The following is a 26,731-nucleotide window of genomic DNA, read 5'->3' on the forward strand; positions in this document are numbered from 1 at the left end:
TACTAGTATCGTTTTCAGGATTCAATCTGATTCGCTTTGCGTTTCTTTACCATCAGATAACCCAGATAAAGCAGAATCAACCAGATAGGAATAAGTTCAACCGAAATCTTAAGGCCTGTTATCCACATCATCGCTAATATTCCGACCAGAAAGATAAGACAGATATAGTTACTTACAGGATATAGAAAGGAGGGGAATAATGTTTTCTTTCCTTCTTTAATTTTTTCCTTTTTGAAGTATAAATGTGTGATAGAAATCATCAGCCAATTGATGATTAACGCAGACACAACGAGAGACATCAGAATTCCCAATGCCTTTTCCGGTATCAGCTTGTTTATCACAATACAAATTGCAGCAAATGCTGCTGAAACCAATATCGCCATAATAGGGACATGATTGTTGTTCAGTTTGAGCAGGAAACGGGGAGCATTACCCTGTTTGGCTAATCCATACAACATACGGCTATTACTATACACACTGCTGTTGTATACAGATAAAGCGGCTGTCAGTACAATAACATTAAGTGCATTGGCAATGATGGAGGTAAAGTAAAATGTATTTCCGAACAGTGAAAACTGAAATCCTTTGAGATTTTCAAAGATCATGACAAACGGACTGCTACCTGCTGTGATATTTCGCCATGGCGACAGCGAAAACAGAATAATCAATGCTCCAACATAGAAAATCAATATTCGATAGATCACCTGATTGGTAGCTCTCGGGATATTTTTCTCCGGATTTTCAGCCTCTGCAGCAGTAATCCCAATCAGCTCTAACCCTCCGAAAGAGAACATAATGAGTGCCATGGCTGCCAGCAATCCCTGAAATCCACCTTTGCCGTCCTCTGATAACCAACCTTTCGGGAAGAAACCTCCGTCATTCCACAGATTTGTAACAGAAGCCTGTTCACCTCCGGAACCGCTGAATAACAGGTACGTTCCAAAAATAATCATAGCGACTATAGCCAATACCTTGATAATGGAAAACCAAAATTCGGCTTCACCGTAGACTTTGACCGAAGCTAAATTGAGTGCATTGACAACAATAAAAAAGAATAAACTGGATTGCCATAAAGGGATTTCAGGCCACCAGAATTGTACGTACACACCAATAGCGGTAAGTTCGGACATGCTGACCAGAATATACAGAAACCAGTAATTCCAGCCGGAAGAAAATCCTGCAAAAGGCCCCATATACTTATTAGCGAAATGGCTGAAACTTCCCGAAACAGGTTCATTTACTACCATTTCACCCAACTGACGCATAATAAAAAATGCAATAACCCCTGCTACTGCATACCCCAGGATAACAGCAGGGCCGGCTAATACTGCAGCTGGACCTATCCCTAAAAATAAACCGGTACCGATAGCACCACCTAAGGCGATCAGTTGAATATGACGGTTTTTTAACCCTCTGTTTAACTCTTTTTTTTCTGAAGTGTTTTCTTCCACTGCTGTATGATTATTTACGATTATTAATACTGACTTCTCCAAATCCCAGGAGCTCATCCCAGAAGGTTCCTATTTTACGGTTGTACAGAAGGATCTGATAATTATTGCCTGTCTGATAAAAACTTCCTGAAAATGCATCTGTGCTAACTTTTCCTGAAGTGTCTTGCAGGACGTATTCGTAGTCATACAATCCTTGTTTTAGCGGCAATACAACCTGCCACAATTTAAGACTTTCATTGTAGTGCAGTTTTCCGGCTGATGTACGTTGGTAATTGTTGAATCCGCCCACAATATAAATATCACCTTTTATCGCCTGATCTGTTTTTAAAGAAAAGGTTACCTGGGCATAATCTCCTTCGAGTGTAGCTTCCCGCTGATCCATATTGCGGATGTAGAATTTTCCGTTTTCATCAAATGTGGAAGCATATGTGGAAGCACTGTTATCTTCATCAGGATGAAGGTCTACTCTCACCAGCGAATCCATACGGATACCGCTGACTCGTTCGGATCCTAATTTCAGACTGCGTAAATCTACATACCTGAATTCATTGTTACCCTTGAAATCAAGAGTCTGACTGTTGTTGTAGTTGATCTCTGTTGCTCCGGCAAACATAGGGTCAGAAAGACTCATCATATTGTCTGTACGTTGATTCTGTAAAACCACTACACGCAAATCTCTTTGTGGATTGGTAACTGTGACGGCTCCTGTCTTTACAAATACATCCAGTTTTTGATTTTTATTACGCAAACTTACTATTGTTGAAGGAGTTACTTTGGCCGATAAGCTCATCAGTTTGCGGATCACATAGAACTTACGCGTCAGAATAAGCCTGCTCTTGTCTGCGTCTTCATAAACTTTCAACAGATAATTACCGGGAAGTTTAGGCCCCACGTATTCATCCGGAAAATTAACCTGATAGTTTGTGTATGGCTGAAAAGTGGCTTTTGAACTGGAGTAATTATCTATTCGTCCTTCATTGAACCCTTCCGCATATTCCAATGGAGAAAGTCTGCTGGGTATCCAGTTTGCATCGCAATGTTCGATACTAAAATAAAAATTGCGGATATCTGCCCGCAGATCATCAAAGCTCAATACCAATTGATTTCTTTGTTCCAGATCAATAACAGGTAGAGTAGATTCAGCAGTACCCGGATAGAGTTGTACAGATTGTATGCTGGGCAGGTAATTGATATTGTCGTATATAAGCTCCTGTTTAGGGGAGCGATCCGAATCGTTATCTTTTTTCTTCTTTTTCTTTTGCCCGTAGCTGATGCCGGCAATAAAGAAAAAGACCACACCTAACGCTATACATTTATTCATGCCTGCAAAAATAAGGACTTAAAGGTTTAAAACTAAAAAAACCGCTGTAAACATACAGCGGTTTTCTAAGATAATCATTTTTTAATAAATATTTAGTTGCTTGTCTTTCGGATATTTGATCGTGTATCCAAATCTGACTTTCTTGGTTGTACCCGAAGGAACGGTTACTTTCCATCTGAGAATTCCTGTCTCTCTGTTTACTTCTGCAGCACCGTCATCATCCAGTGTGATTTCCATAGATTTATCTGTTGAGATCGGGAATTGATCTTCCAGCAGGATCGTTTCACCGTTTTTCTTATTGTTTTTGATGCTTATCTCGTATACGAAGCTTTGTTTTTTACTACCTCCAAATACTTTTGTCTGTGACAGATCATTTACTTTATCCCGTTTGATGCTGATCATTTTGTCTCTGCCCATACTTAATTTCAGGGTATCCGATGTATTGTTAGGGTTGATCGTTGTTTTACCCACCATCATATTTTCAAACATGATGTTTGCGGCTCCCGGCATCAGATTCAATTTTTCATAATCTGTAAGCTCTGCCATCAGATATACTGTCGGATCCAGACGGGGAACAGCCGTATATGTATAATTAGCCGTATGGCTGTATTCTTTCAGGGAAACACTATGCGGTTTACCATTAGAAGCAATATCATATGGAATAGCAATATCGAAAGTGGTATTAAGTTGATTTTCGACTTGTTGCGTATAAGCACTGATACTGCTTTTCGCTTTTGCTTTTTTATCATTCACGACTACCACTTCCTCAAGCCTATTCTCATCCAGTGCGATGCCCGCTACTCTTCCTCTGAGTTGAGCAGAGTAACCTGGCTGCATATTGGATTGATAATAGAGAGACCAGGGTTGTAATGTAGGTACCATTCCATATTGAGTCGGACTTCCTGTTGCTAATGTAAGATGTACCTGTTTCCAATCCACACCTGTGAGCTGGGTGACATTTGCTTTGTATATGATCTGTAAAGGTGAACTTGTATTTGCAGCACGCAAATCATAGGACGCATACCATGAAGCATTCGGACTTTGGTACGTCACATCAAAGGGTTGGTTGCCTGCTTTATTATTTAATACCTGTACAATAAGCTGTCCGCCTGAACCTGTATTCTGGCCTTTTACCTCATTGAGCTGAATTTGGACTTTTTCCAATATTTGCTTCTGCTTTGTAATCTTATCTTCCAAAGCTGAAATGTTATTCTTTACTTCCAGGTATTTGGTTTTGTAGTAGTCTGCCATTTTGGAAAGTTCCAGCACAGTCGTATTGCCATTGGTTCCGGCGATTTTCTGATTACTCTCCAATAACTTCAGAACACTTTCTTCCGTAGACTTCTGATTCTGCAATGTTTTGAAGATATCTTCCTCTTTTTGATAAGCCTGTTCGGCTTTTAAGTAAGCATCTGTTTTTACATCTGTCTGTATATAATTTTGGGCCGCACGTACAGACATAACAGTGACGTCCGGCGACGTGCCGATCTGTATACTGTTTTCATCTATTCCATTGGCTACATGTGTAAATACAATTTCACTTGTACCTATGGGTAATATCAGATTCGCATGATGGTTGAGTTCAGCTGAATTTATATACAGCGTGACATCTTTTAAATCTGCTTTAACAATTTTTGATTGTTGTGCGTTTGCTCCTGTGATTGCTAACAGACAAAAAAGAGCTGTTGTTATGGTTGTTTCGATCTTCATAATAGTGAAATTTGGACAAGGATGCAGGGCATATCCATATTCCACAAAAAATAATTCATTTTTTTTCAGAAATATTTTTCGAATAAGGAAGATCTTTGAAAATGAGGGAGGAATACAAAAAAAAGGGAGCTTGTCGTAGCCCCCTTTGTAGATTGTTTATTGTTGCTTTGCAGATTCGTTTACATTACAACACGCTCCTTTGGAGCATCCGCAGCTTCCTTTGGATGAACCTTTCATTTTGCGGTAAAGAAAGATCACGGCTGCAATAAAAACAACTGCTATGATACTGTATTGTATGATTTCATTCGTCATAATCGTCTATTTTAAAAGTTGATAAGCGATGAATGCTGCTATATATGCAAGTCCTGTCATGAGTCCTGTTTGTAAAAGAGTCAGTTTCCAGGAACCTGTTTCTTTTTTAACGATAGCAATGGTACTCATACATTGCATAGCAAAGGCATAAAAAAGTAATAACGAAATTCCGGATGCAAAATTGTATGCCGGCAATCCGGTATTTCTGTTGATCTCTTTACGCATCTGTCCTTGTATGGTAGATTCGTCATCTGTATCACCAAGGGCGTAAACAGTGGCCATCGTACTGACAAATACTTCACGGGCCGCAAAGGAAGAAATCAGACCTATACCCATCTTCCAGTCATAGCCTAATGGTGCAATAGCCGGTTCTATCGTTGTACCTAATATACCTAAAAAGGAGTTTTCCAACTCAAAGGATTTGATATGATTCTCCAGTTCTTCTTCGCTAGCATCAGGGTATTGCTGATTTACTATTTCTTCTGCACGATTGAATTTTCCGGGGCCGAAGCTTCCTAATACCCAGAGAATAATGGACATGGCAAGAATGATCTTACCTGCATTGATAATAAAACCGGAAGATTTTTCCCATACATTCATGGCTACATTTCTCCAGTCAGGAAGTTTATAGGTCGGTAATTCAAAAATCAGGAAGGTCTTATGTTTGCTCTTCAGCATTTTGCTTAATAACCAGGCTGAACCTAACGCACTGACTACACCAAGGATGTATAGCGCAAATAAAGTAATACCCTGAATGTTGAATCCTAAAAATTTGGTTTCCGGAATAACAAGTCCTATGATAACTATGTAGATCGGCAGTCTGGCAGAACAGGTCATAAAAGGAGTGACCAGCATAGTGATTAACCGTTCTTTACTGTTTTCAATATTTCTTGCAGACATGATAGCGGGAACAGCACAGGCAGCTCCGGACATAAGCGGAATAACGGATTTACCGTTAAGTCCGAATGGACGCAACCATCTGTCCATAAGAAAAACAACACGGCTCATATATCCTGTCTCTTCCATCAATGAGATAAACAGAAATAAGATAGCAATCTGCGGAACGAAAATAACGATACCACCTATACCGGCAATGATACCATCTGTAAGAAGGCCTGTAACAGGTCCGGCAGGAAGCAATTCCTGAACGTATGCAGAAAGAGAAGCAAATGTCTCATCAATAAAATCCATCAGCGGAGATGCCCATGCAAATATGGCCTGAAACATTAAGAAAAGAAGGCCGAAGAAAATAACGTAACCCCACAGCGGGTGTAATAATATACGGTCGATGCCATGTGTGATACTTTTTTTCTCCTGATGATTGTAGGATATAATATCTTGTAACTTTTCATCAATCAGTTTATGCCGGATCAGAGATTCACTTTTCTGCAGCATAGCCGTATCAAGATTATATCTCAAACGTATATCATTTAATGCTGCTCTTTTGTCGTTGGATAAAAAGTCTACATTATTTTGGGCCAGAAACTGCCAGGTGGAATATTCTGTTTCCAGCGGAAATAGTTTTTTGGCTTCATCCAGTGCAGCATGAAACTGTTCATCAATGGCTAAACTTCCAAAATAATTTCCCGGTATAAATTTAAACTGTTTGATGACTTCATTTATACCTTCCCCGGTCCGGGCATTTGTTTGATAAACTTTAGTCTGTAAATATTGCTCTAACTTTGGCAGATCGATGTGTATGCCTTTTGTTTTGGCTTCGTCGATCATATTCATTACAAAAATAGCAGGTAAACCAAGTTCTCTGGCTTGTTGATAGAGTACGATGGATCGTTTCAGATGTGTAGGCTCACTCACCACTACAACCAGATCCGGAAAATTGTTTCCTTGCTTGTTATGTAAGGTGTTGAATACAATTTCCTCGTCCAGAGAATTGGGAAACAGCGTGTAGGTTCCGGGTAGATCGATAACACGATAGGTTTGGTTTGCATAACTAACCGTTCCTTCACGTTTTTCTACTGTAATACCGGGATAATTTCCGACTTTTTGATGTAACTTTGTGATTTTGTTGAATAGGGATGTTTTACCAACATTGGGATTCCCTAGCAGGGCTATTATAGGGGACTTCATGCTATTTCTCGACAATTATATGTTTAGCTTCGGATTTGCGTAATGCAATAAGGGCGTTATTCTGAAGAATGTTGACACAAATTGGACCATTAAACGGAGCAATATGTTTTATTTCAATATCGATACCCGGAAGAAAGCCGATTTCAAAGAATTTGGCAGGGATATCTGTAGAAGTGTAACTAAGTATTTTTGCTCTTTCGCCTTTTTTTAATTTATCCAAGCTATTATTGTGCTGCATTTTGTATATTTAAAGTTAATGAACAATTAAACCCCAAATATAGTAATTGTTTTGAGGAAATAGGGGGAAACCTTGTCATTTGAGTGTATTAAATTTATTTAGACTAATTATGAAGATTGAGGAAGAATTAAAAGTCAGACAGTTCAAAAGCGAGTGGCATAAAGTGACGGTTAATCTTGTTTTTACTGCGAATAAATTGACCGAAATTCTGGAAAAGCGCGCTGAAAAGCAGCAGATTACTTTGCAACAATTTAATGCACTGCGTATTCTTCGTGGTCAATATCCGAATCCGGCAACCAATAATCTGCTGAAAAGCCGGTTGTTAACAAATACTCCGGACATTTCCAGACTGATGGATCGTCTGGTGGCAAAGGATCTGATCTCCAGATGTAAAAGTTCAGGAGATAAGAGATCCGTGGATTTGCTGATCACGGACAAGGGATTACAGGTATTGGAAGAACTGGAAGAGGTTATGCTGCTTAATGACATCCTGCCAAAGAATTTTAAAGAAAAGGATTGTGAAAAACTAAGTGATCTGCTGGACAAACTGAGAGGATCACTCTGTTCGGGTGAAGAATAGAAGAAATAACAGCTTATAAAAAAAGTGTCATTTGTCTGAAAACGAATGACACTTTTTTAGATACCTGCTATTCAGGATATCTATTTATTAATGCGGATGATCATGCTGTTCAGTATGATCGTGACCTTGATGATCGCCATGATCATGACTGTCAAATAAGAAATTGAACAGTGATACGGCCACACCCAAAGCAACAGCAATCATTTTCTTCTTATTGAAATGATGATGATCTGCCGAACCTGATTCAAATAGTATTGTCGTAGAAATGTGTAAGAATATACCAATAACTACGGCCATGATTTTATCAAAATACAATTGAATATTTCCTACTTCTCCTGCACTGATACCTTTGCTTAATAAAAATCCCAGAGGAGTCATTGCTGCAAAAATAATGATGAACACACTAATCTTTGTTTTGGTCAGTTTGGTGTTTAGCAATAAACTTCCCAAAGCAAAAGCTGCAGGAATATGATGTATCGCAATGCCAAATACCAGCTCACTCTGATGGGCGGATGCTAAAGGCATTCCTTCCAGAAAAGCATGCAGACACAGACTTATCATGATTCCGATAGGGAATGCCTGATGTCCGTGATTATGGATGTGCCCGTGCTCTATACCCTGAGAAAATTGTTCCAGTACAAGCTGAAACAAAAAGCCACCAAGTACATAAAGCCCGATAATCCCGGGGTCGGTATTGGACGCCTGATATACATGTGGTATCAGGTGGAGTACAGTGATCGCAAACAGATAAGCCCCGCTAAAGGAAAGTATCAGTTTGAGGTTGCTGGTGTTGTCTCTTTTGACAAAAAAGACAGCGATTCCGCTGGATAAAGCGGAAATAAATAAAATTGCTATGATAAGGGTTGCGCTCATTCAGTTATTGGAGAAGTCGAATTAAAAAAGTCCGGCCTCAGTTTTTTAAACAGATTTCCGGTCAGTAATCCGATGCAAATTCCCAGAAGTGCCCCACAGAGGACATCAAATGGATAATGTACACCGACATATATTTGGGATACACTGATTAGCGTCGCCCAGGTAATAGCCAGCCAAAGTGTATGTTTCCATTTTCTGCGGAAAAGTACAATCCAGAAAAAGGCCATTGCAAAGTGATTGGTGGCATGCGAAGAAGTAAAGCTAAAACCGGAGCCACACCTGACCCGGATATTGACTTCTTCTTTGAATTCAATGTCATTACACGGACGTACACGTTTCACCGTTTTCTTAATAAGATGAGAAGAAACAGCGTCCGAAATACCAAAGTTTGCAAGTGTAAAAACCACGATCAGAATCCCCATTTTTCCATATGTCTTAATGAAAAAGATCACCAGGAATAAGTATAAAGGAGCCCAGGTATATGGGTTTCTGAGAATAGGAAGTAACCAGTCAAAAAAGGGATTACTAAGTCCCTGATTAATGGCTAAAAAGATAGCCTGGTCAATTTCAATAAGTTGTTGAATCATGTTTTCTATTTAATGATGAACAGTGTCTGTATGAGGTAAACCAATACCAAAAGTAAGAATAATTTATACCTACAGAAATAATTCCATCAAATGAAACTTTGTTGCAACAAATATACGGTTAGTTCAGCAAAAAAGAAACAGTTAATTATAAAATATACAGCTATTCTCTTAAATTTACCCGGTAAACATAATTTGAGATGACATTAATAAAATCAATATCAGGCATTAGAGGTACAATCGGCGGTCGGTCAGGAGAAGGTCTGACTCCGATTGACATAGTTAAATTTACAGCTGCATTTGGCAAAATCATTGTCAAAAAAAGCGGAAATAATAAAATTGTTGTCGGACGCGATGCCCGTATTTCGGGAGAGATGGTTAGCAATCTTGTGATCGGCACCTTACAAAGTATCGGTATTGATGTGATAGATCTGGGGTTGTCAACGACACCTACAGTAGAAATAGCTGTTCCGAAAGAGAATGCAGGAGGAGGAATTATTCTGACTGCGTCTCACAATCCGGGACAATGGAATGCATTGAAGTTATTGAATGATAAAGGAGAATTTATCAATGATGCTGAAGGCAAAGAAGTCCTGAGCCTGGGTGAAAGTCTTGATTTTGACTTTGCAGAAGTAGAACAATTAGGCAAGGTTGAAAAGAATGATTCGTATCTGCAAAAACATATAGATGATGTATTGGCATTGGATCTTGTGGATGTAGAAGCGGTACGTAATGCTAATTTTAAAGTTGCCGTGGATGCGGTGAACAGCACCGGAGGATTATTTATTCCCGCATTACTGGATGCATTGGGAGTAAAGACAGTATATAAAATTCATTGCGAGCCAAACGGACAATTTCCACATAATCCGGAACCTCTTAAAGAACATCTGACAGATCTTTCCAAAGCTGTTATAGAAAATGCTGCTGATCTGGGTATCGCTGTGGATCCGGATGTAGATCGTCTGGTATTTATGATGGAAGACGGAGAGCTGTTTGGAGAAGAATATACTTTAGTGGCCGTTGCAGATTATATTTTACAGCATACAAAAGGCAATACGGTATCTAATCTTTCATCTACACGTGCACTACGTGATGTGACCGTCCAACATGGTGGTGAATATTTTGCAGCTGCTGTAGGTGAAGTGAACGTGGTGACCAAAATGAAAGAAGTGAATGCAGTGATTGGTGGAGAAGGGAATGGCGGAGTCATTTATCCGGCATCTCACTACGGTCGTGATGCATTGGTCGGAGTGGCTATCTTCCTGACGCATCTGGCCAGATTAGGTAAAAAGGTGTCCGAGTATCGTGCTGAACTGCCTCAGTATTATATGTCTAAAAATAAAATCACATTGACACCAGAATTAGATATTGATAATCTGCTGGCAAAAATGGAAGAAAAATACAAACACGAAGATCATTCGACTATCGATGGACTGAAGATTGATTTTGCCAATGAATGGGTACATCTCCGTAAATCTAATACCGAACCTATTATTCGGATTTACTCCGAGGGTCCGACAGCAGCTGCTGCAGAAGCAATTGCACAGAAGATAATTCGGGAGATTGAAGAAATTATTAAATAATAAAAAACGGGCACTTTTCAGTGCCCGTTTTTTATTGCAGCAGATTAGTCTTCGCGGCTCCCGTCATCAGCCATTCGAACGATTTTTGGTGAAAAGGTAGCCAGCACATCGATCAGATCTGTCTGTGCTTCCATCACAGTATGGATATTTTTATAAGCCATTGGCGCTTCATCCATTCCGGCTCCCAGTAACGTTACACCGTGGTCTGTTAGCATTTCTTTCCATGCTTTTTTAGATAAAGTCTTGATGGCTTGTGTACGTGACATCTGACGTCCTGCTCCGTGGGAAGCAGAATTAATAGCGTTTTGTTCTCCCTTTCCTCTTACCAGAAATCCGGGTGCAGTCATTGATCCCGGGATAATCCCCAGTACCCCCTTACCTGCAGGAGTTGCTCCTTTTCGGTGTACAATGACCTCTTCTTCATGCCATTTCTCTTTCCAGGCAAAATTATGGTGATTTTCTACCTTCGCCAATACTGTTGCGCCTAGTGCTTTAGCCATTTTTGTGTGGATGATCTCGTGGCAGGCAGAAGCATAATCCCCGGCAAGATTCATCGCCATCCAGTATTCCTGTCCGGCTTCACTGTTCAGATCAAGATAAGCAAGGTTGCTCGCTGAATACGGTAATTTACATAGCTCTTTAGCAATCTTTGTGTAATGTGCGGCAATCGTTGCACCAAGACCACGTGATCCGGAGTGCGTCAGTAAAGCGACATAAGTACCAGCCTGTATTCCTAATGTGGTATCAGCTTCTTTGAATTCAATAATTCCGAATTCTACAAAATGGTTGCCTCCACCTGAAGTTCCTAATTGAGACCAGGCTTTATCCTTGAGCGTACTGATCAGAGGATGTTCGTCAAACAAAATATTGTCCAGTACAGCGTGATCGCTTCGCTGATATTTTAAAAATCCGTGTCCCGCACCAAAGCGGGAATTGTCAAGCAGCTCTTTCTGAAAAATTTCTTTATTTTCCGTTAGCTTGTCAGCAGGTATATCGTAAACAGATAAAGCCATTCGGCAACCTATATCTACTCCTACACCGTAAGGGATAACCGCATTTTTTACAGCAAGTACACCGCCAATCGGAAGACCGTATCCCTGATGCGCATCGGGCATCAGGGCACCTGCTACTGTTACAGGTAGTTTCATCGCAATATTCATTTGATGTTTGGCCCCATCCTCGATTTGTTCTGAACCATAAATCTCGTAATCTTTTGGATCTTCAATCAATGGAATCGTATCGTCGGCAGGTATATTGTTTTCATCTATCAGCACCTGAGCCAGCGGAGAAAAAATAGGGTCATTCAGAAAAGCTTCCGGATCTCCCAGAATTTCTTTATAACGGTTTAACATTTCCTCTCTGCTAAATCCTAATCTTTTCTTGTTGATTTTGAGCGCTGTACCTAATGAATAGTTCTCTTTATATCCCAGGGCAAGTAAATCATTGCCATTAATTCGTTGTGTCATATCTGTATAATGCAAATTATTAAAAATTTTATTGTTTCTAACCGGCGCTTTATGCCTTTAAGCTACACCTCTCGCAGGTGACAGGATTCCAACCTGTATCTCCGGAGCTTCTCAAGTCATCGACCTGACAATACAAAGATGCAAGAGGTATGACGCAGTGCTTTTGCGCAGATAGATGTTATATTGTTTTAAAGTTTTAAGTGTCTGATTGTTAGTTTTTTAATTTTAAAATTTAGATTTTAAAATCTTTTTTTTGCTTTATTGCGCAGTTTGATTGCGCAGATATAGTGCGGATTGATTACTTTTAAAAATCAAAATAGACGATAATATTCCCATTCATTAAAAAAACCTGATAGTATGGCAACTAATAAGCTCGCCCTGATACGCTATAAAACGATTGATGATTGCCTCCGAAACAGGCACCGAAAATGGACATTGGATGATCTTATCGAAAAAGTAGCCGATGCTCTGTACGAGTATGAAGGAATTACAAACGGGATTTCCAGACGGACTGTACAGGCGGATATTCAACTTATGCGAAGCGATAAGCTGGGATATAATGCACCGATTGTAGTTACAGACCGCAAGTTTTACAGTTATTCGGATCGGGAATACAGCATCAGCAATTCTCCTGTGACAACTGCCGATATGGACAAAATGAAAGAAGTCGTTGATGTACTGAAACACCTTAATGGCTTTTCTTATTTTGATGAAATGAGCGATTTGATTGCCCGGTTGGAAAATAGTCTTCATAAAACCGGCAAAACGGAAAGAAGTACCATACAGCTGGAAGGAAATAAATTGCTGCGGGGGCTGGACTGGATTCCTGTTATCCATCGGGCTATACGACAGAAGATCCCTTTATTGATCGGTTATCAATCCTTTAAGTCTCAATATCCTACAGAAAGCGTCTACTATCCGTATTTGCTGAAGGAATATCGTAACCGTTGGTTTATGATATGTAAACCCCGGAAAGGAAAGATGTTACTGACACTGGCACTCGATCGTATGAAAGAGATACAAGAAATGGCAAAGGATGGTTTTGTGGAATACGATGGGGTGGATTTTGAAAGATACTATTCTGATGTCATTGGTGTCACTAAGACGGAGAAAGACAGGGGACAGCGGATCATCCTGGAAGTGGACGCTTACAATGCAGATTATGTACTGACCAAACCCATACATAGTTCTCAGCAGTTGCTGGATCGTAAAGAAAACGGGAGTATATTGATTCGTCTGGATGTGGTGCTCAATTTTGAGCTGGAACGCGAAATCCTGGGTTTCGGCGAATGCATTAAAGTGCTTTCTCCCCGTAATCTGCAGACCCGGATTGCGAGGAGGATAAACAAAATGAATGAACTTTATAATCCAACAGATAAGAGTTAGCTTTTCGGTAGCGATTTGCTTTCAAATGGATATGGAAGTACCGGCAATACTATATAAAAGCCGCTGTTATAAAAACAGCGGCTTCAGTTTATCATTTTTTGTATACAATTAGGACCATCTCCAGGCCAGAATCCGGCTTATCTTATTGCCTTGTTCCATTTTGATGATTTCGATATCTTTTGCTTTCTTAAATTCGAGAACAGCAACTAAAGGCTTCAGGTTGTCTTTGTTTGCGACTAATGTTGTACACCAGCCCAGTTGTGCCTGGTAATCCATACTTTCATAGATCATCGTACGGATAAAAGCTTTTTCCCCGCCTTCATACCAAAGTTCGTTGGCATTACCTCCAAAATTCTGAACCGGAAGAGCTTCTTTATTCTTATTGACATTCTGAAATTTCCTGGTTGTACTTTTCCAGTTCTCTTCCCGTGAACCATAAAAGGGAGGGTTGCAGAGCACCAGATCATATTTTTCACCCGGTAATATCACACCTGCAAATACATGTGCCTTATCTTTCTGTTCTCTCAAAACGATTGATTTTTTCAATGCTTCGTTTTTGGAGCTGTTCATATAAGCATGATGCAGAGACTGCGCATCAATATCTGTACCTACAAATGACCATTTATATTCCTGATGTCCGATGATCGGATAGATCAGACTGCTTCCTGTTCCTATGTCCAGCACTTTTACCTGCGGGCCACGGGGAATATTTCCATTGTGGTCTTTCGCCAGTAAATCAGCGACATAATGTATATAATCCGCCCTGCCCGGAATTGGCGGACATAGACTGTTTTTACCAATTTCCCAATGTTGCAGATCGTAATGTAAAAGCAATAATGTCTTGTTAAGTTCAAATACGGCCTTTGGATCGGCGAAATCAATAGTGACCTGCCCTGCAGGGTTTGTGATTAAGAATCCGCTCAGGTTCGGATTTTTTTTCGTTAAACGCTGAAAATCGTAACCCGAAATATGTTTATTACGCGAATGAAGGGTCTTTTTTATTTCTTTTGGGGACGGTTTCATATGATGAATTTTAAAAAAACAAAGGTAAGATTTAAATCCTTACGGACATGTATAAAATTATAGGACTGTGACTAATCGTCAGGATCTGCAGATTCTTGATCTCAGGGAAACAAAAAGATTACATTTTGTTAAACTGGAATTCTTATTTTCACTGTCAGAATAATACCTGTGAAATATCCATATCGTGAAGGCTGTACAAACACAAGTGAAGGAGTTGTTTGATATGTTCTTTATATCTGGTTCGGCTATTCCTGTAATCCTTAAAAATAAACTATATACGTATGAACACCTATTGCAAACTGCTTCTGCCATTGATTCTGGTTACCTGTTATACTATTTCAAATGCTTTTGCTCAAAAACTTCACATACAGAATTATAACACGGTAGGGGATATGTACAAAGCTTTTCAGTATACACCAGGTAAAAAAATAATAAGCGGACATCGGGGGACAATAGAGCAAGGGCTTCCTGAAAATTCTATCCCGGCTTTTGAGGCCGTGTTAAGACATACTCCCGCTATCTTTGAGATTGATCCCCGCCTTACAAAAGACAGTATTGCCGTTTTACTGCACGATGCTGATCTGGAGCGCGTCACAAATGGAAAAGGAAAAGTATCGGATTACACCTGGAAGGAGCTGAAAAAGCTGAAGCTTAAAGACCATGCCGGTAATGTAACCCCTTACCACATCAATACACTGGATGAAGTCATAGACTGGGCTAAAGGAAAGACAATCCTCAATCTTGATAAAAAAGATCTGCCTATGGAAATGACTGCCGGTATTATCAAAAAACATAATGCTTACAGTTGGGTTTGGGTCACGGTGCATAATGTAGATCAGGCTAAATTTTATCTGGATAAAAACCCTGATCAGTATATGTCCATGCATATCAAAGATCAATCTGCACTGGATAAGTTTAAAGCGTCAGGACTGCCTTATAACCGGATGATAGTATATATCGGTCCTGAAGTGAAAGCAGCCAATCAGCAGATGTATGACTTTTTCCATTCCAAATCAGTGATGTGTATGATTTCTACAGCCCCGACCTATGATAAGTTAAGCAGCAAAGAAGCCAGAGCAGAGCAATACCGTGCGGTCTTTGAGGATGGAGCTTCTATACTGGAGTCTGACCTGCCTTTAGAGGTTTCACAGGCTTTGAGATAGGAAAACGTTTAATTCATTGCTTAAAATACTAAACCTGGAGCTCTTTTTTTAAGCTCCTTCTTAGCTTTTTGGTCTATTATTTAGAAATTCAATTATATTTGAATTATGACCTATAAGCCGAAATTAGTATACTATCTTTTTTTGTTGCTGTTATTTCTACCTGATGTATCGTTCGCGCAGTACCGTTTTGACCATTTATCAGTAGCAGACGGGCTATCCAACAGTACCGTACTTTCTATCGGGCAGGACCGGAGGGGCTTTATGTGGTTTGGTACACGAGACGGGCTCAATCGTTATGACGGTCGTACTGTTTCACATTATTCACATACTGCAGATGACCCGACCACGCTTATAGACAATGATTATATCTACAGTATCAAAGAAGATGAAACCGGAAATATCTGGTTTGGTTCACAGAAAGGACTCAGTTACTATTCACTGGCCGAAGACCGTTTTGAACAGATTAATTATCAGGTAGCTGGCAAAAGCAGGCCACATTCATTTGCAATACTTTGCATTTACATTACAAGAGATAAAAAAATATTCTTCGGAACTAATGAAGGCTTAAGTTATCTGGAAAGCAACAAATCCCGGAAATTTATTCATATAGGTGATAAGGAAGGGCTTGTCGGTCAGCAAGTAAATACGATCAGTGAAGATGTTGCAGGGAATATATGGGTAGGGACAGATAAAGGATTAAATAAAATTCAAATCCCAAAAAATCATAAAATTAAGATAGAGCAATCCGGGATATTGCATCCTTCCGGATCTTACTTTGTCCGAGCATTGGAATGCGTAAACGATCAGCTTTACATAGGAATAGATAATAAGGGAATTATACGATATGATCTCCGGAATGGTATTATACATAATTATACAAAGGAGAATGGTAAATTAAGTAATAATATTATCCGCAAAATCATCTATTCCAAAAGATCCGGAAAATTGTATATCGGTACAATGAGCGGATTGACTATTGAGGATCTGAAAAGCGGACGTATAGATCAGATACATAAAGATCTTTCCAACAGCAGCAATCTTTCGGACAATTCCATTAAAGATATATTTGAAGATAAGGACGGATCCATTTGGTTAGGTACCAATTTCGGAGGTGTATCCGTATTTCATCCGACCAAATCCTACTTTAAAATATATCGTGCTAATCCGTATGTCAATAGTTTAAGCGGAGATCTGATAAGTCAGTTGAAAGTCGATAAGTTTGACAATTTATGGATAGGGACAGAAGGCAACGGTCTTGATTACCTGGACCGGAAAACCCAAAGGTTTACAAGTATATCCGGGACTTACGGGCAAATTCGTTCTTCTACAGTCAAATCCATATGGATAGATAAAGACCGGATATGGGTAGGCTTGTTTGACGGAGGAATAGATGTGCTGCAACAGAATGGGAAAAGTATACAGTCGTTTTCTCCCGGCTTGCATATGCTTAATCAGGGATACATAAGCAGCATTCAGCGACATCCGGACGGGAAGTATTGGATTGGTACTGCTTCCAACGGGATCAATATTTATGACAGCACACAACAACGTTTTTCTTATATTAACGATACCTCCAAAGTCCGTTTGTCTAACAATTACATCAAGGATATCCTGATCGATCAATCTGCGAATGTTTGGGTTGGAACAGTTAAGGGGTTAAATGTGCTATGGAAGAATACCACTCAGTTTGAACTGTATGAGATAGGAGAGGAAGGGCTTACATCTTCTTATATCCATTGTATCCGGGAAAGTCCTTCCAAAGAAATATGGATCGGAACCTATAAGGGAGGTGTCTACAGATTTGATAAAGCCACACATAAATTTGATCGCTGGAGTCTACAGGAAGGTCTGCCAAGTCCCAATATAATGTCTCTGGAATTTGATGAACAGGGAATGGTATGGGTAGCTACGGATAAAGGATTGGCCAGATTAAACCCTGAAACCGGCAATATCCAGCTTTTTGATACACATGACGGACTACCGTCTTCCGAATTTAGTCTTAATGCTTCGACCCGTGCCCATGATGGTCGTTTGTATTTCGGTACCTATAAAGGGCTTGTCGAGATTAATCCGAAGCAATTTACCGGACAAACTAAGAATCCCGAAATCAGGCTTTCGGCACTCAAACTGTTCAACACGATTGTACATCCCGACGATGCTACTCATTTGCTGGATCACGATATAAGTCTGATGTCCGGGCTTACACTCAACTACGACCAGAATTATTTTACCATAGATTTTATCTCCATTGACTATATCAATCAGTTTAAAATAAAATACAGGTACAAACTTGATGGTTTTGATCAGGAATGGAACAACGTGGATCAACCCGTTGCCAGTTATACGAATCTTTCTCCCGGAAATTATACCTTGCTGCTCAATGCTACAAATGCAGACGGTAAATGGGGGGATAAACCGTATGCATTGACTATCAAAGTTCGGCCCCCTCTGTGGCAGACCTGGTGGGCTTATATGCTCTATGCACTGATTCTGCTTTCCGGAGGATATCTTTTTGACCGCTTCAGACGCCGGCAGATCCAATTGAGCAATGAACTGCTCTATCAGCAGAAGTATGCAAAGGATCTGGATGGTCTCTATCAGGCAAAACTGGATTTCTTTACTAAAATATCACATGAGATCCGTACACCACTGACACTGATTGTCGCTCCGCTGGATAAGCTGTTGGAACAGATCCGCGAAAAGGAAACCGGATCCTACTACCTTGGTATCATCAAAAAGAATGTAGATCGCCTCTTGTTGATGGTCAATGAATTGCTGGATTTCCGGAAAATCGAAGAAGGTAAAGTGGAATTAAGATTACAGCAAGTGATGTTGTTGCCTTTTATAGAGGAACAGGTTGAGCTGTTTCAGGAGGCTTTTCATACAGGTGGAATCCACTTTACCCTGAAATGTACCGTTACAGAGCCTGTTTATCTCGATCCTTATCAATTCAGTAAAGTAATGTCCAATCTGCTGGTCAATGCAATCAAATTTACACCTGCAGGCGGATCAATCAGTATAGAGGCTGAAAGACAGCAAACTAAAGTAGCTGTCTTCATCACGGATACAGGTATGGGGATCGCTGAGGAAGATCTGGAGAAAGTATTTGCGAATTTTTATCAGAGTGACCAGGTGCGTGAAAAAGGCTGGGGAATAGGACTGTCACTGTGTAAAGCTATCGTTGAACAGCATGGAGGAACAATCCATGTTCAATCTACAGCTCAAAAGGGAACCACATTTACTATTCTACTGCCGGCCTCTGTACCGGCCTCCTATCCTGTACGTCCGGAAAATACGATGTTCCGGCATAATACAGAGGTAAGCATTCCGTCTGCCGAACTTTCCCTTATACATCCTAAGTTAAAAAGAAGCCTTCTGATTGTGGAGGACAACAGAGATGTCGCAGATTTTTTGCTCAAATCACTGGAGCTGGAATATGATGTATATACCGCAGCAAACGGTGAAGAGGGTGTGCAGATGGCATTAGAGATACTTCCGCAATTGATTATTTCTGATGTATCCATGCCGAAAATGGATGGGGTGGAGCTCACACGTATACTGAAGTCTGATCCTGCAACCAGTCATATTCCTGTAATTCTGTTAACTGCAATGGACAAGGAAGTGCAGATCACAGCCGGATATGAGGCAAAAGCCAATGCATATATTATCAAACCCTTTAGTATACAGGTTTTACTACTGCAGATCAGCAACCAGTTGGATCATGTAGACCGCCTGAGGGAAAAATATACAGAATCTCTCTTAAATCCTACCTCAGAAGAAACCTATACGGATATAGATGCTGTTTTTCTCAAAGAGTTGAAATCCCATATAGAAAACAGACTGGAAGATGCAGATCTGCGTGTAACGGATCTGATCGCACATATGGGGGTTTCGCAAACTGCTTTTTATAAAAAAGTCAAGACACTAACCGGACTGACTATAGGTGATTTTATTAAAATACTCCGTCTCAATCGTGCGGCTGCGCTGCTGCAGGAGACAGATCTGCCCGTGTCTCAGATTGCCTACAAAGTTGGTTTCAACGATCCAAAATATTTTAGTAAAGAATTCAAAAAATATTTTGGAAAGAATCCTACAGATTATTCTAAAAAATAGCTGATAAAGCATAACAGAGGCATAATGTAAAATTTTCACCCTAAAAAAGTAAAATATTACCCTGTTCTGTTTCCCGGATCTTTGAATATTTGACTATCGGAATACAGGTATGCTATACCGATATGACCAAATTGTAGATAAACTTAATGACGTGATCAATGGGAACCTTGAATCAAATCGTTTTTCTGTTCACCCTATTCATGCTGACAACGGGATCTGTTAGTGCGCAGCAGCGTCCTAATATTATTCTTATTCTGTCAGACGACGGTGGATACGAAGACTTTGGCTGTTATGGAAGTCCGGATATTCCTACTCCACATATAGATGCCCTTGCTCAGGGAGGAATTCGTTTTACAAACAGTTATGTGACTGCTTCGGTATGTGCACCCTCACGTGCAGGTCTGTTAATGGGACAATATCAACAACGAAGCGGATTTGAACACAACGTCTCTGATTTACCAGCAAAAGGCTATCAGATTCAGGATGTAGGTTTGTCGGATACCATTCGTACTATTGCTGATCAGATGCAGTCAAACGGATACGAAACAGTAGCTATCGGAAAATGGCATCAGGGAAATGAGACAAAGCATCATCCGCTGCATAAAGGATTTAATCATTTTTTTGGATTTATAGGTGGTCACCGTAGCTTTTTCCCTATCCGAACGGCTATTAAGCAGGAAGAAAAGATCCTGAATGATTATACCGAAGTGGATGAAAAGGATGTCTATTACCTTACGGATATGTTTACGGATAAAGCCATATCTTACATTCGCCAAAAACAGGATAAACCATATTTCATATATCTGTCCTATAATGCAGTGCATACTCCTGTAGAGGCAACACCTCAAAAGTTAGCACAGTTTGCGCACCTTAAAGATGCTCAGCGCCGGAGTTATGCGGGACTTATGTCTGCTATGGATGACGGTATCGGTCGCATAGTCGCTGAGCTAAAGGAAAGCGGGCAACTGGAGAATACATTACTTATTTTTCTAAATGATAATGGGGCTGCTACCAATAACGGAGCCGATAATGGTCCGTTGAGAGGACTTAAAGGTTCCAAATGGGAAGGTGGAATCCGTGTTCCAATGATTATGCACTGGCCGAAAGAGCTACCGGAAGGTAAAGATTACAATGGCCTGGTCAGTTCGCTCGATCTGGTTCCTACCTGCGTTGCTGCGGCAAGAGGAACAGTAAGATCAGACATGCAGCTGGACGGAGTAAATATTTTACCGTTTGTAAGCGGTAAAAATAATCAGGAACCTCATGCGTATCTCTGCTGGAGAAGAGGGGTTGCAGCTGCTATTCGCAAAGAACGGTGGAAGCTTATACAGGTAAGAGGAGAATCACCTTTGTTATTTGATCTCAGCCGTGACATCGGAGAGACTAAAGATCTGGCAGAAGCTCAGCCTCAAAAAGTGAAAGAACTGACTGCTCTCCTGCAACATTGGGAACAAGGTCTCGACAATCCACACTGGGTAAGTCCCTATGGAGATTATAATCAGATTATGAAACATAAAATGGACGTCATCGGAAGAAAGATGGAACGCCAGTATCCTTAATATTTAATTACCTATGAAATACCTACAGATAATAATGTGCTTTCTTGTGCTGATTCTGACCAAGTCCGTTTCAGCACAGGCTACCTATCCTTTTGGAACGATCAGTAAGCGTATCGTTGATGATCACCTGCGAACGGATGCCGGTGCGGATAAGCGGGCAGAAGATATGTTGGCCAAAATGAGTAAAAACGGAAGCTGGGATGATATCGATTATGCGGATGTCGTTTTTACAAAATGGACTCCTTCTGATCATCTCACACGACTGTCACTTCTTATTCAGTCTTATATCAACAAGGACGGAAAGCATTATAATGATCCTAAGTTTTATAATGCTATCGTACAGGCCTATCAATTCTGGTATGATAAAGATCCGAAAAGCGGCAATTGGTGGCATAATGAAATCAGTGTACCACAGCAACTGGGGGTGCTGTTGATATTATCCCGTTACGGAGCTAAAAAACTACCGGCAGAACTTGATCAGAAGCTGATAGAACGTATGAAAAGAGGTGATGCAGCAGCAAAGACGGGCGCCAATAAAACAGATATCGCTATGCACTATTTTTACAGATCACTGCTTACCGAAGATAAAGAACTTCTGAGCTATTCTCTGAGCGAGCTGTATCAGCCTGTACAATTAGTTGACGGAGAAGAGGGACTGCAATATGACTATTCTTATTTACAACATGGTCCTCAACTCTATATTTCAGGATATGGGAATGTGTATCTGACCGGATTATTCACAATTTTAAAATACGTTTACAATACACCTTATTTTATTGCTGAGGATAAATTGGCGCTGTTAACCGGTTTCTATCGTCATACTTTTCTCCCTATGCACCGCGGTAAATACATGGATTTTAATGTAGAAGGAAGAGGAGTGAGCAGAAAAGATATCTTGCTGAAAACGAATGAGCCTAAACGTCTGGATATCGCTATGCTGATCGATAGTAAGAATATAAAAGCTTACGAATCAGAGAAGGCTAAATTTGAAAACCCTTCTAATCTTTCAAAAGAGGTAAAACCAGTTCACCGTTATTTCTGGAAAGCAGATTTTACCCTTCATAACCGTCCTGAATATCATGTGTCTGTACGGACAGCAAGTGACCGTACCAACAGAAGTGAGGCCGGAAATGGTGAAAATTTGTATGGAAGATACTTGTCTGATGGTGCCATGAATATACAGCAGAATGGAGCAGAATACATGAATATAATGCCCGTATGGGAATGGGATAAAATTCCGGGGACGACATCTCCCGATCATAAAGAGGATAAACTGATGGATACAGAATGGGGAGTGCGCGGGAATAATCAGTTTGCCGGAGGAGTATCAGACAGTCTCTATGGAGTTACAGCTTACCAGATGAATTACGATGCTGTGCAAGCCAAAAAATCATGGTTTTTCTTTGATCAGGAAATCCTCTGTCTGGGCGCTGATATCAACAGTGATCTGGATGTTCCGATTACCACTACCGTCAATCAGGCCTGGTTACAGGGTGCCATACAATTGGATGGTAAAACAACAGTCAAAAAACAAGCTCCTATGCCCGTTTCGGCTTCCTGGTTGTGGCATAATGGATCGGGATATGTGATTGCAGAAGGACAGAAAACATTTCTTTCAGCAGAAACACAGGAAGGGTCATGGAAACGGATCAATAAATCAGGAGAGGCAGCACCTGTTAAAGGAGAGGTATTTAAGTTATGGATTGATCATGGGATACGGCCTAAGGATGCACACTATGAATACCGTGTATTGCCTGCCCTGTCCAGTGCCAAAGCATTTGCCAAGGTAAAGAATCAGGCTCAGGTAATCGAAAATACAAAGCGGGCTCAGATTGTATACCATGCCGCAAATCAGTTGCTTATGGGCGTAATGTATGAGGCTGGCAAAATTGAACATGCAGGATTGATGTTGACAACGGATAAGCCCTGTGTTTTTATGCTGAGAAAAACCGGCAATCAGGTAATTCTGGATATTGCAGATCCGCTTTATAAAGAGACACAGATCACGGTTAGTGCAGGACAGGGCACAGCTGGGCAACCCCGGACGATATCTCTTCCGCAACGGGAGTTACAGGGATCTACCATGAGACAGATTATGAATTAGACCAATTAAACCACTATAAACCACTAATATTTATGAATAGTATTCGAATAATAAGCCTGTTCCTGATGATGCTGATCTGGCATACAGGATCTGCCCAATCGGGAAGGACCGTTACCGGGACGGTCTATGACGAGGAAACCCGGCAGCCTTTACCGGGTGTATCTATTTCTCTGCAAAATGCAAAAGCAGGTACAGTTACCGATACACAGGGGAAATTTAATCTTACGATTTCCGGTACCGATGCGGTGTTAACGTTTAAATACATCGGATATGAGTCCAAAGATGTCCGTATTCCCGGTGCGGGAGCGATGTCTGTAACGCTCCGTAAAGATAACCGGTCTTTAGATGAAGTCGTTGTCATAGGCTATGGAGAAGTTCAGCGTAAAGATGTAACCGGATCTGTAGGGTCCGTTAAAATGGAAGATATCAAACGGGCTCCGGTAGGATCAGCTCTGGAAGCTCTTGCCGGACGCGTTGCGGGTGTGCAGGTTACTTCAGAAAGTGGTAAACCGGGATCAGGTGTTAACATTGTTGTAAGGGGGGCTAACTCTCTGACACAATCCAACGAACCGCTCTATGTTATTGATGGATTTCCGATGGAAGATGCAAATGCCAATGTGTTGAATCCTGCGGAGATCGAATCTATAGAAATACTTAAGGATGCTTCTGCTACAGCTATATACGGAGCCAGAGGTGCAAATGGAGTTGTCCTCATCACAACACGCAAAGGTAAGGAAGGAGCTCCGGTTATCAACTATTCCGGTTATGTAGGTGTACAGCAGATTATCAATAAAATGGAACTGATGAATCCTTATGAGTTTGTGAAATTACAAAGAGATATTGACTCTGTCGGAATCAAACTCACGTATTTCAGAGAGGGTAAAGGTCTGGAAGATTACCGTAATGCAACCGGAAATGACTGGCAGGATCTGCTTTTCAAAACAGCTACTATGCAGGATCATTCCTTATCGGTAATGGGGGGAAATAAATCGACTAAATATTCTTTTTCCGGAAATGTATTTAATCAGGATGGTATCATTATCAATTCAGGATTCAGAAGATATCAGGGAAAAATGACTTTAGATCAGACCTTCAATAAACTCAAAGTGGGTGTTAATGCCATGTATACTGCAACTAAAACTTCGGGTACTAATCCATCTGCACCGGATGCCACCTATTCGGCGATGAATTATCTGATGTACAGTGTCTGGGGATACCGTCCGGTAGGATTTGGAAATGATACCGATCTTGTTAATTCATTGATAGATCCTGATGTGGATGCCAGTAACGATTATCGTATCAATCCGATTATGTCTGCGGAAAATGAATACCGGGCTAATTTTAACAACAGATTGATTGCGAATGGGTATGCAGAATATGCTTTTACCAAAGACCTGAAACTTCGTATCAACGGCGGTATCAACAAGACCGACTGGAGACAGGAATCTTTTAATAATTCGATGACGCGTTACGGTTACTGGGCCAGTATCAATAAAGTGAACGGTTCTATTATGTATACCGATAGCTATACCTGGCTGAATGAGAACCTGCTGACCTATAATAAGAAATTTGGTAAAGATCATACATTGAATGCGGTGACTGGTATCACATTTCAGGAAAATATCTGGAAGCGGTATGGCCTTTCTGCAATACAGCTTCCCAATGAAAATCTGGGTCTGGCTGGCTTGAGTCAGGGAATTGCACAACCTGTTACCTCCCTGAATACAGAATGGTCACTGATGTCTTATCTGGCCCGGGTAAACTATAGTTATCAGAATAAGTACCTTCTTACCGCTTCCTACCGGGCAGATGGTTCTTCCAAATTCAGAAAAAATAACAGATGGGGGTATTTTCCGTCGGCAGCATTTGCATGGAGACTGATCAATGAAAGCTTTATGAAAGAACAAACCTTGTTTTCAGATGCGAAAGTGCGTTTGGGATATGGGGTGACAGGAAATAACAGAGTTAATGAATATGCGACCTATGCCCAGTTAAGTTTTGATAATACAGGACCAGGGACAAATGGTTATTACCCCTTTAATAACACGATTACACAAGGCGTATATCTGAGTTCTATTGCTAATCCCGATCTGCGTTGGGAAAGCACCAAACAATCTAACATTGGGGTGGATCTTGGATTATTCAAGCAACGTTTACTGTTGACAGTAGATTATTATAAGAAAAAGACTACAGATCTGCTGTTGAATGCCAGTCTGCCTCTGAGTACAGGTTATTCCACTGCTTTCAAGAATATCGGTGCTACTACTAATCAAGGTCTGGAAATCAGTTTATCAGGAGATGTAATAAAGAAAACCGACTTTAACTGGAATTCATCTTTCAATATCGCATTCAATAAAAACCGTGTGGTATCTCTGACCGAAAATCAGGAAAGTATTACAAGCACAGTTCCGTGGGATCAAAACTATACCTCAATTCCACTCTATATTGCAAAAATCGGACAGCCAATCGGACAAATTTATGGATTTATATGGGATGGAGTATACCAGTATGAAGACTTCAATCTGTTGCCTAACGGCACATATGAGCTCAAATCCGGAGTGACTACAAATGGCAATTCGAGATCTAATATCCGCCCCGGAGATATTAAATACCGGGATCTGAATGGGGATAATGTCGTCGATAACTACGACAGGACAGTGATCGGAAATGCTTATCCCATTCATCAGGGAGGATTCTCCAACAATTTCAGATATAAGAATTTTGATCTGAATGTGTTTATGCAGTGGTCGTATGGAAATGATGTAGTCAATGCGAACCGGCTTTGGTTTGAGGCAGGAAACAAAACCAACCTCAATCAGTTTGCAACATTTGAAAACAGATGGACACCTGAGAATCAAACCAATGAGATGTTTAGAGTCGGTGGAATGGGACCTTATGCTTATTCATCCCGTGTCGTGGAAGATGCCTCTTATCTCAGGTTGAAAACGGTGTCGTTGGGTTATAATTTTGATCCGAAAGTGTTAAGTAAGTTGAAGATCAGAAGTTTGCGTATATATGCGACCGCTCAAAACCTGTATACGTTTACAAATTATTCCGGTTTTGATCCGGAAGTAGCGGTATACTATTCGGCTTTGACACCGGGCTTTGATTATTCATCATACCCTCGCCCAAAAACCTATGTATTTGGAGTAAATGTTGGTTTGTAAGACTTTAAAA

Annotated in this window: 18 protein-coding genes; 8 read left to right on the forward strand and 10 right to left on the reverse strand. The window is 40.5% G+C overall.

The window, feature by feature from the left end; all coding sequences use genetic code 11:
• Positions 1 to 14 precede the first annotated feature (14 nt).
• The 6 genes from I6J02_RS12970 to I6J02_RS12995 form a co-directional block, all read right to left on the reverse strand.
• Positions 15 to 1,493, reverse strand: a complete 1,479-nt coding sequence (locus tag I6J02_RS12970; RefSeq protein WP_236581862.1) for an amino acid permease — start codon at positions 1,491 to 1,493, stop codon at positions 15 to 17.
• Complete coding sequence (locus tag I6J02_RS12975) at positions 1,462 to 2,772, reverse strand: DUF5103 domain-containing protein (protein WP_201678312.1); 1,311 nt, start codon at positions 2,770 to 2,772, stop codon at positions 1,462 to 1,464. The genes I6J02_RS12970 and I6J02_RS12975 overlap by 32 nt, the downstream gene beginning before the upstream one ends.
• Before the next feature lie 81 nt (positions 2,773 to 2,853).
• Positions 2,854 to 4,482 carry a DUF4139 domain-containing protein gene (locus tag I6J02_RS12980; protein WP_201678313.1) on the reverse strand — a complete coding sequence of 543 codons (1,629 nt, stop codon included), beginning with the start codon at positions 4,480 to 4,482 and terminating at the stop codon, positions 2,854 to 2,856.
• Between the two features lie 156 nt (positions 4,483 to 4,638).
• Positions 4,639 to 4,794, reverse strand: a complete 156-nt coding sequence (locus I6J02_RS12985) for a hypothetical protein (RefSeq protein ID WP_201678314.1) — start codon at positions 4,792 to 4,794, stop codon at positions 4,639 to 4,641.
• Positions 4,795 to 4,800: 6 nt separating this feature from the next.
• Positions 4,801 to 6,882: a ferrous iron transport protein B gene (feoB, locus tag I6J02_RS12990; protein ID WP_201678315.1), complete on the reverse strand. Its 2,082-nt coding sequence runs from the start codon at positions 6,880 to 6,882 to the stop codon at positions 4,801 to 4,803.
• Position 6,883: 1 nt separating this feature from the next.
• The gene (locus tag I6J02_RS12995) at positions 6,884 to 7,120 is read right to left on the reverse strand and encodes a ferrous iron transport protein A (RefSeq protein ID WP_002999223.1); all 237 of its coding nucleotides are present in this window, start codon (positions 7,118 to 7,120) and stop codon (positions 6,884 to 6,886) included.
• 109 nt (positions 7,121 to 7,229) lie between these two features.
• Here I6J02_RS12995 and I6J02_RS13000 point away from each other — a divergent pair, with 109 nt between their 5' ends.
• Entirely contained in the window at positions 7,230 to 7,700 is a 471-nt protein-coding gene (locus I6J02_RS13000) for a MarR family winged helix-turn-helix transcriptional regulator (protein WP_002999220.1), read from the forward strand.
• Between the two features lie 87 nt (positions 7,701 to 7,787).
• Here I6J02_RS13000 and I6J02_RS13005 read toward each other — a convergent pair whose 3' ends face one another.
• Both I6J02_RS13005 and I6J02_RS13010 read right to left on the reverse strand, forming a co-directional pair.
• Complete coding sequence (locus I6J02_RS13005) at positions 7,788 to 8,573, reverse strand: ZIP family metal transporter (RefSeq protein ID WP_201678316.1); 786 nt, start codon at positions 8,571 to 8,573, stop codon at positions 7,788 to 7,790.
• Positions 8,570 to 9,160, reverse strand: a complete 591-nt coding sequence (locus I6J02_RS13010) for a phosphatase PAP2 family protein (RefSeq protein ID WP_201678317.1) — start codon at positions 9,158 to 9,160, stop codon at positions 8,570 to 8,572. The genes I6J02_RS13005 and I6J02_RS13010 overlap by 4 nt, the downstream gene beginning before the upstream one ends.
• A 197-nt stretch (positions 9,161 to 9,357) precedes the next feature.
• Here I6J02_RS13010 and glmM point away from each other — a divergent pair, with 197 nt between their 5' ends.
• A complete protein-coding gene (glmM, locus tag I6J02_RS13015; RefSeq protein WP_201678318.1) occupies positions 9,358 to 10,740 on the forward strand; it encodes a phosphoglucosamine mutase in 1,383 nt (460 codons plus the stop codon).
• A gap of 44 nt (positions 10,741 to 10,784) precedes the next feature.
• Here glmM and I6J02_RS13020 read toward each other — a convergent pair whose 3' ends face one another.
• Positions 10,785 to 12,206: an RtcB family protein gene (locus I6J02_RS13020; protein WP_201678319.1), complete on the reverse strand. Its 1,422-nt coding sequence runs from the start codon at positions 12,204 to 12,206 to the stop codon at positions 10,785 to 10,787.
• 357 nt (positions 12,207 to 12,563) lie between these two features.
• Between I6J02_RS13020 and I6J02_RS13025 the strand changes: the two genes are divergently transcribed.
• Positions 12,564 to 13,592, forward strand: coding sequence for a helix-turn-helix transcriptional regulator (locus tag I6J02_RS13025; protein ID WP_201678320.1), 1,029 nt, complete (start codon positions 12,564 to 12,566; stop codon positions 13,590 to 13,592).
• 108 nt (positions 13,593 to 13,700) lie between these two features.
• On the opposite strand, the gene rlmF is transcribed toward I6J02_RS13025, so the two are convergent.
• Positions 13,701 to 14,615 carry a 23S rRNA (adenine(1618)-N(6))-methyltransferase RlmF gene (gene rlmF / locus I6J02_RS13030; protein WP_201678321.1) on the reverse strand — a complete coding sequence of 305 codons (915 nt, stop codon included), beginning with the start codon at positions 14,613 to 14,615 and terminating at the stop codon, positions 13,701 to 13,703.
• Between the two features lie 281 nt (positions 14,616 to 14,896).
• Between rlmF and I6J02_RS13035 the strand changes: the two genes are divergently transcribed.
• From I6J02_RS13035 to I6J02_RS13055, 5 genes are all read left to right on the forward strand, one after another.
• Positions 14,897 to 15,778, forward strand: a complete 882-nt coding sequence (locus I6J02_RS13035; RefSeq protein ID WP_201678322.1) for a glycerophosphodiester phosphodiesterase family protein — start codon at positions 14,897 to 14,899, stop codon at positions 15,776 to 15,778.
• A gap of 105 nt (positions 15,779 to 15,883) precedes the next feature.
• Positions 15,884 to 19,891, forward strand: a complete 4,008-nt coding sequence (locus I6J02_RS13040) for a two-component regulator propeller domain-containing protein (protein WP_201678323.1) — start codon at positions 15,884 to 15,886, stop codon at positions 19,889 to 19,891.
• A 158-nt stretch (positions 19,892 to 20,049) separates the two neighbouring features.
• Positions 20,050 to 21,450 (forward strand): sulfatase-like hydrolase/transferase, encoded by a 1,401-nt coding sequence (locus I6J02_RS13045; RefSeq protein ID WP_201678324.1) that lies wholly within the window; start codon positions 20,050 to 20,052, stop codon positions 21,448 to 21,450.
• 13 nt (positions 21,451 to 21,463) lie between these two features.
• Entirely contained in the window at positions 21,464 to 23,554 is a 2,091-nt protein-coding gene (locus I6J02_RS13050) for a polysaccharide lyase 8 family protein (RefSeq protein ID WP_201678325.1), read from the forward strand.
• A gap of 65 nt (positions 23,555 to 23,619) precedes the next feature.
• Complete coding sequence (locus I6J02_RS13055) at positions 23,620 to 26,721, forward strand: SusC/RagA family TonB-linked outer membrane protein (protein WP_201681719.1); 3,102 nt, start codon at positions 23,620 to 23,622, stop codon at positions 26,719 to 26,721.
• The last annotated feature ends 10 nt before the right edge of the window (positions 26,722 to 26,731 follow it).

This window comes from Sphingobacterium spiritivorum, assembly GCF_016725325.1.
In the GTDB taxonomy this organism is placed as follows: Bacteria; Bacteroidota; Bacteroidia; order Sphingobacteriales; family Sphingobacteriaceae; genus Sphingobacterium.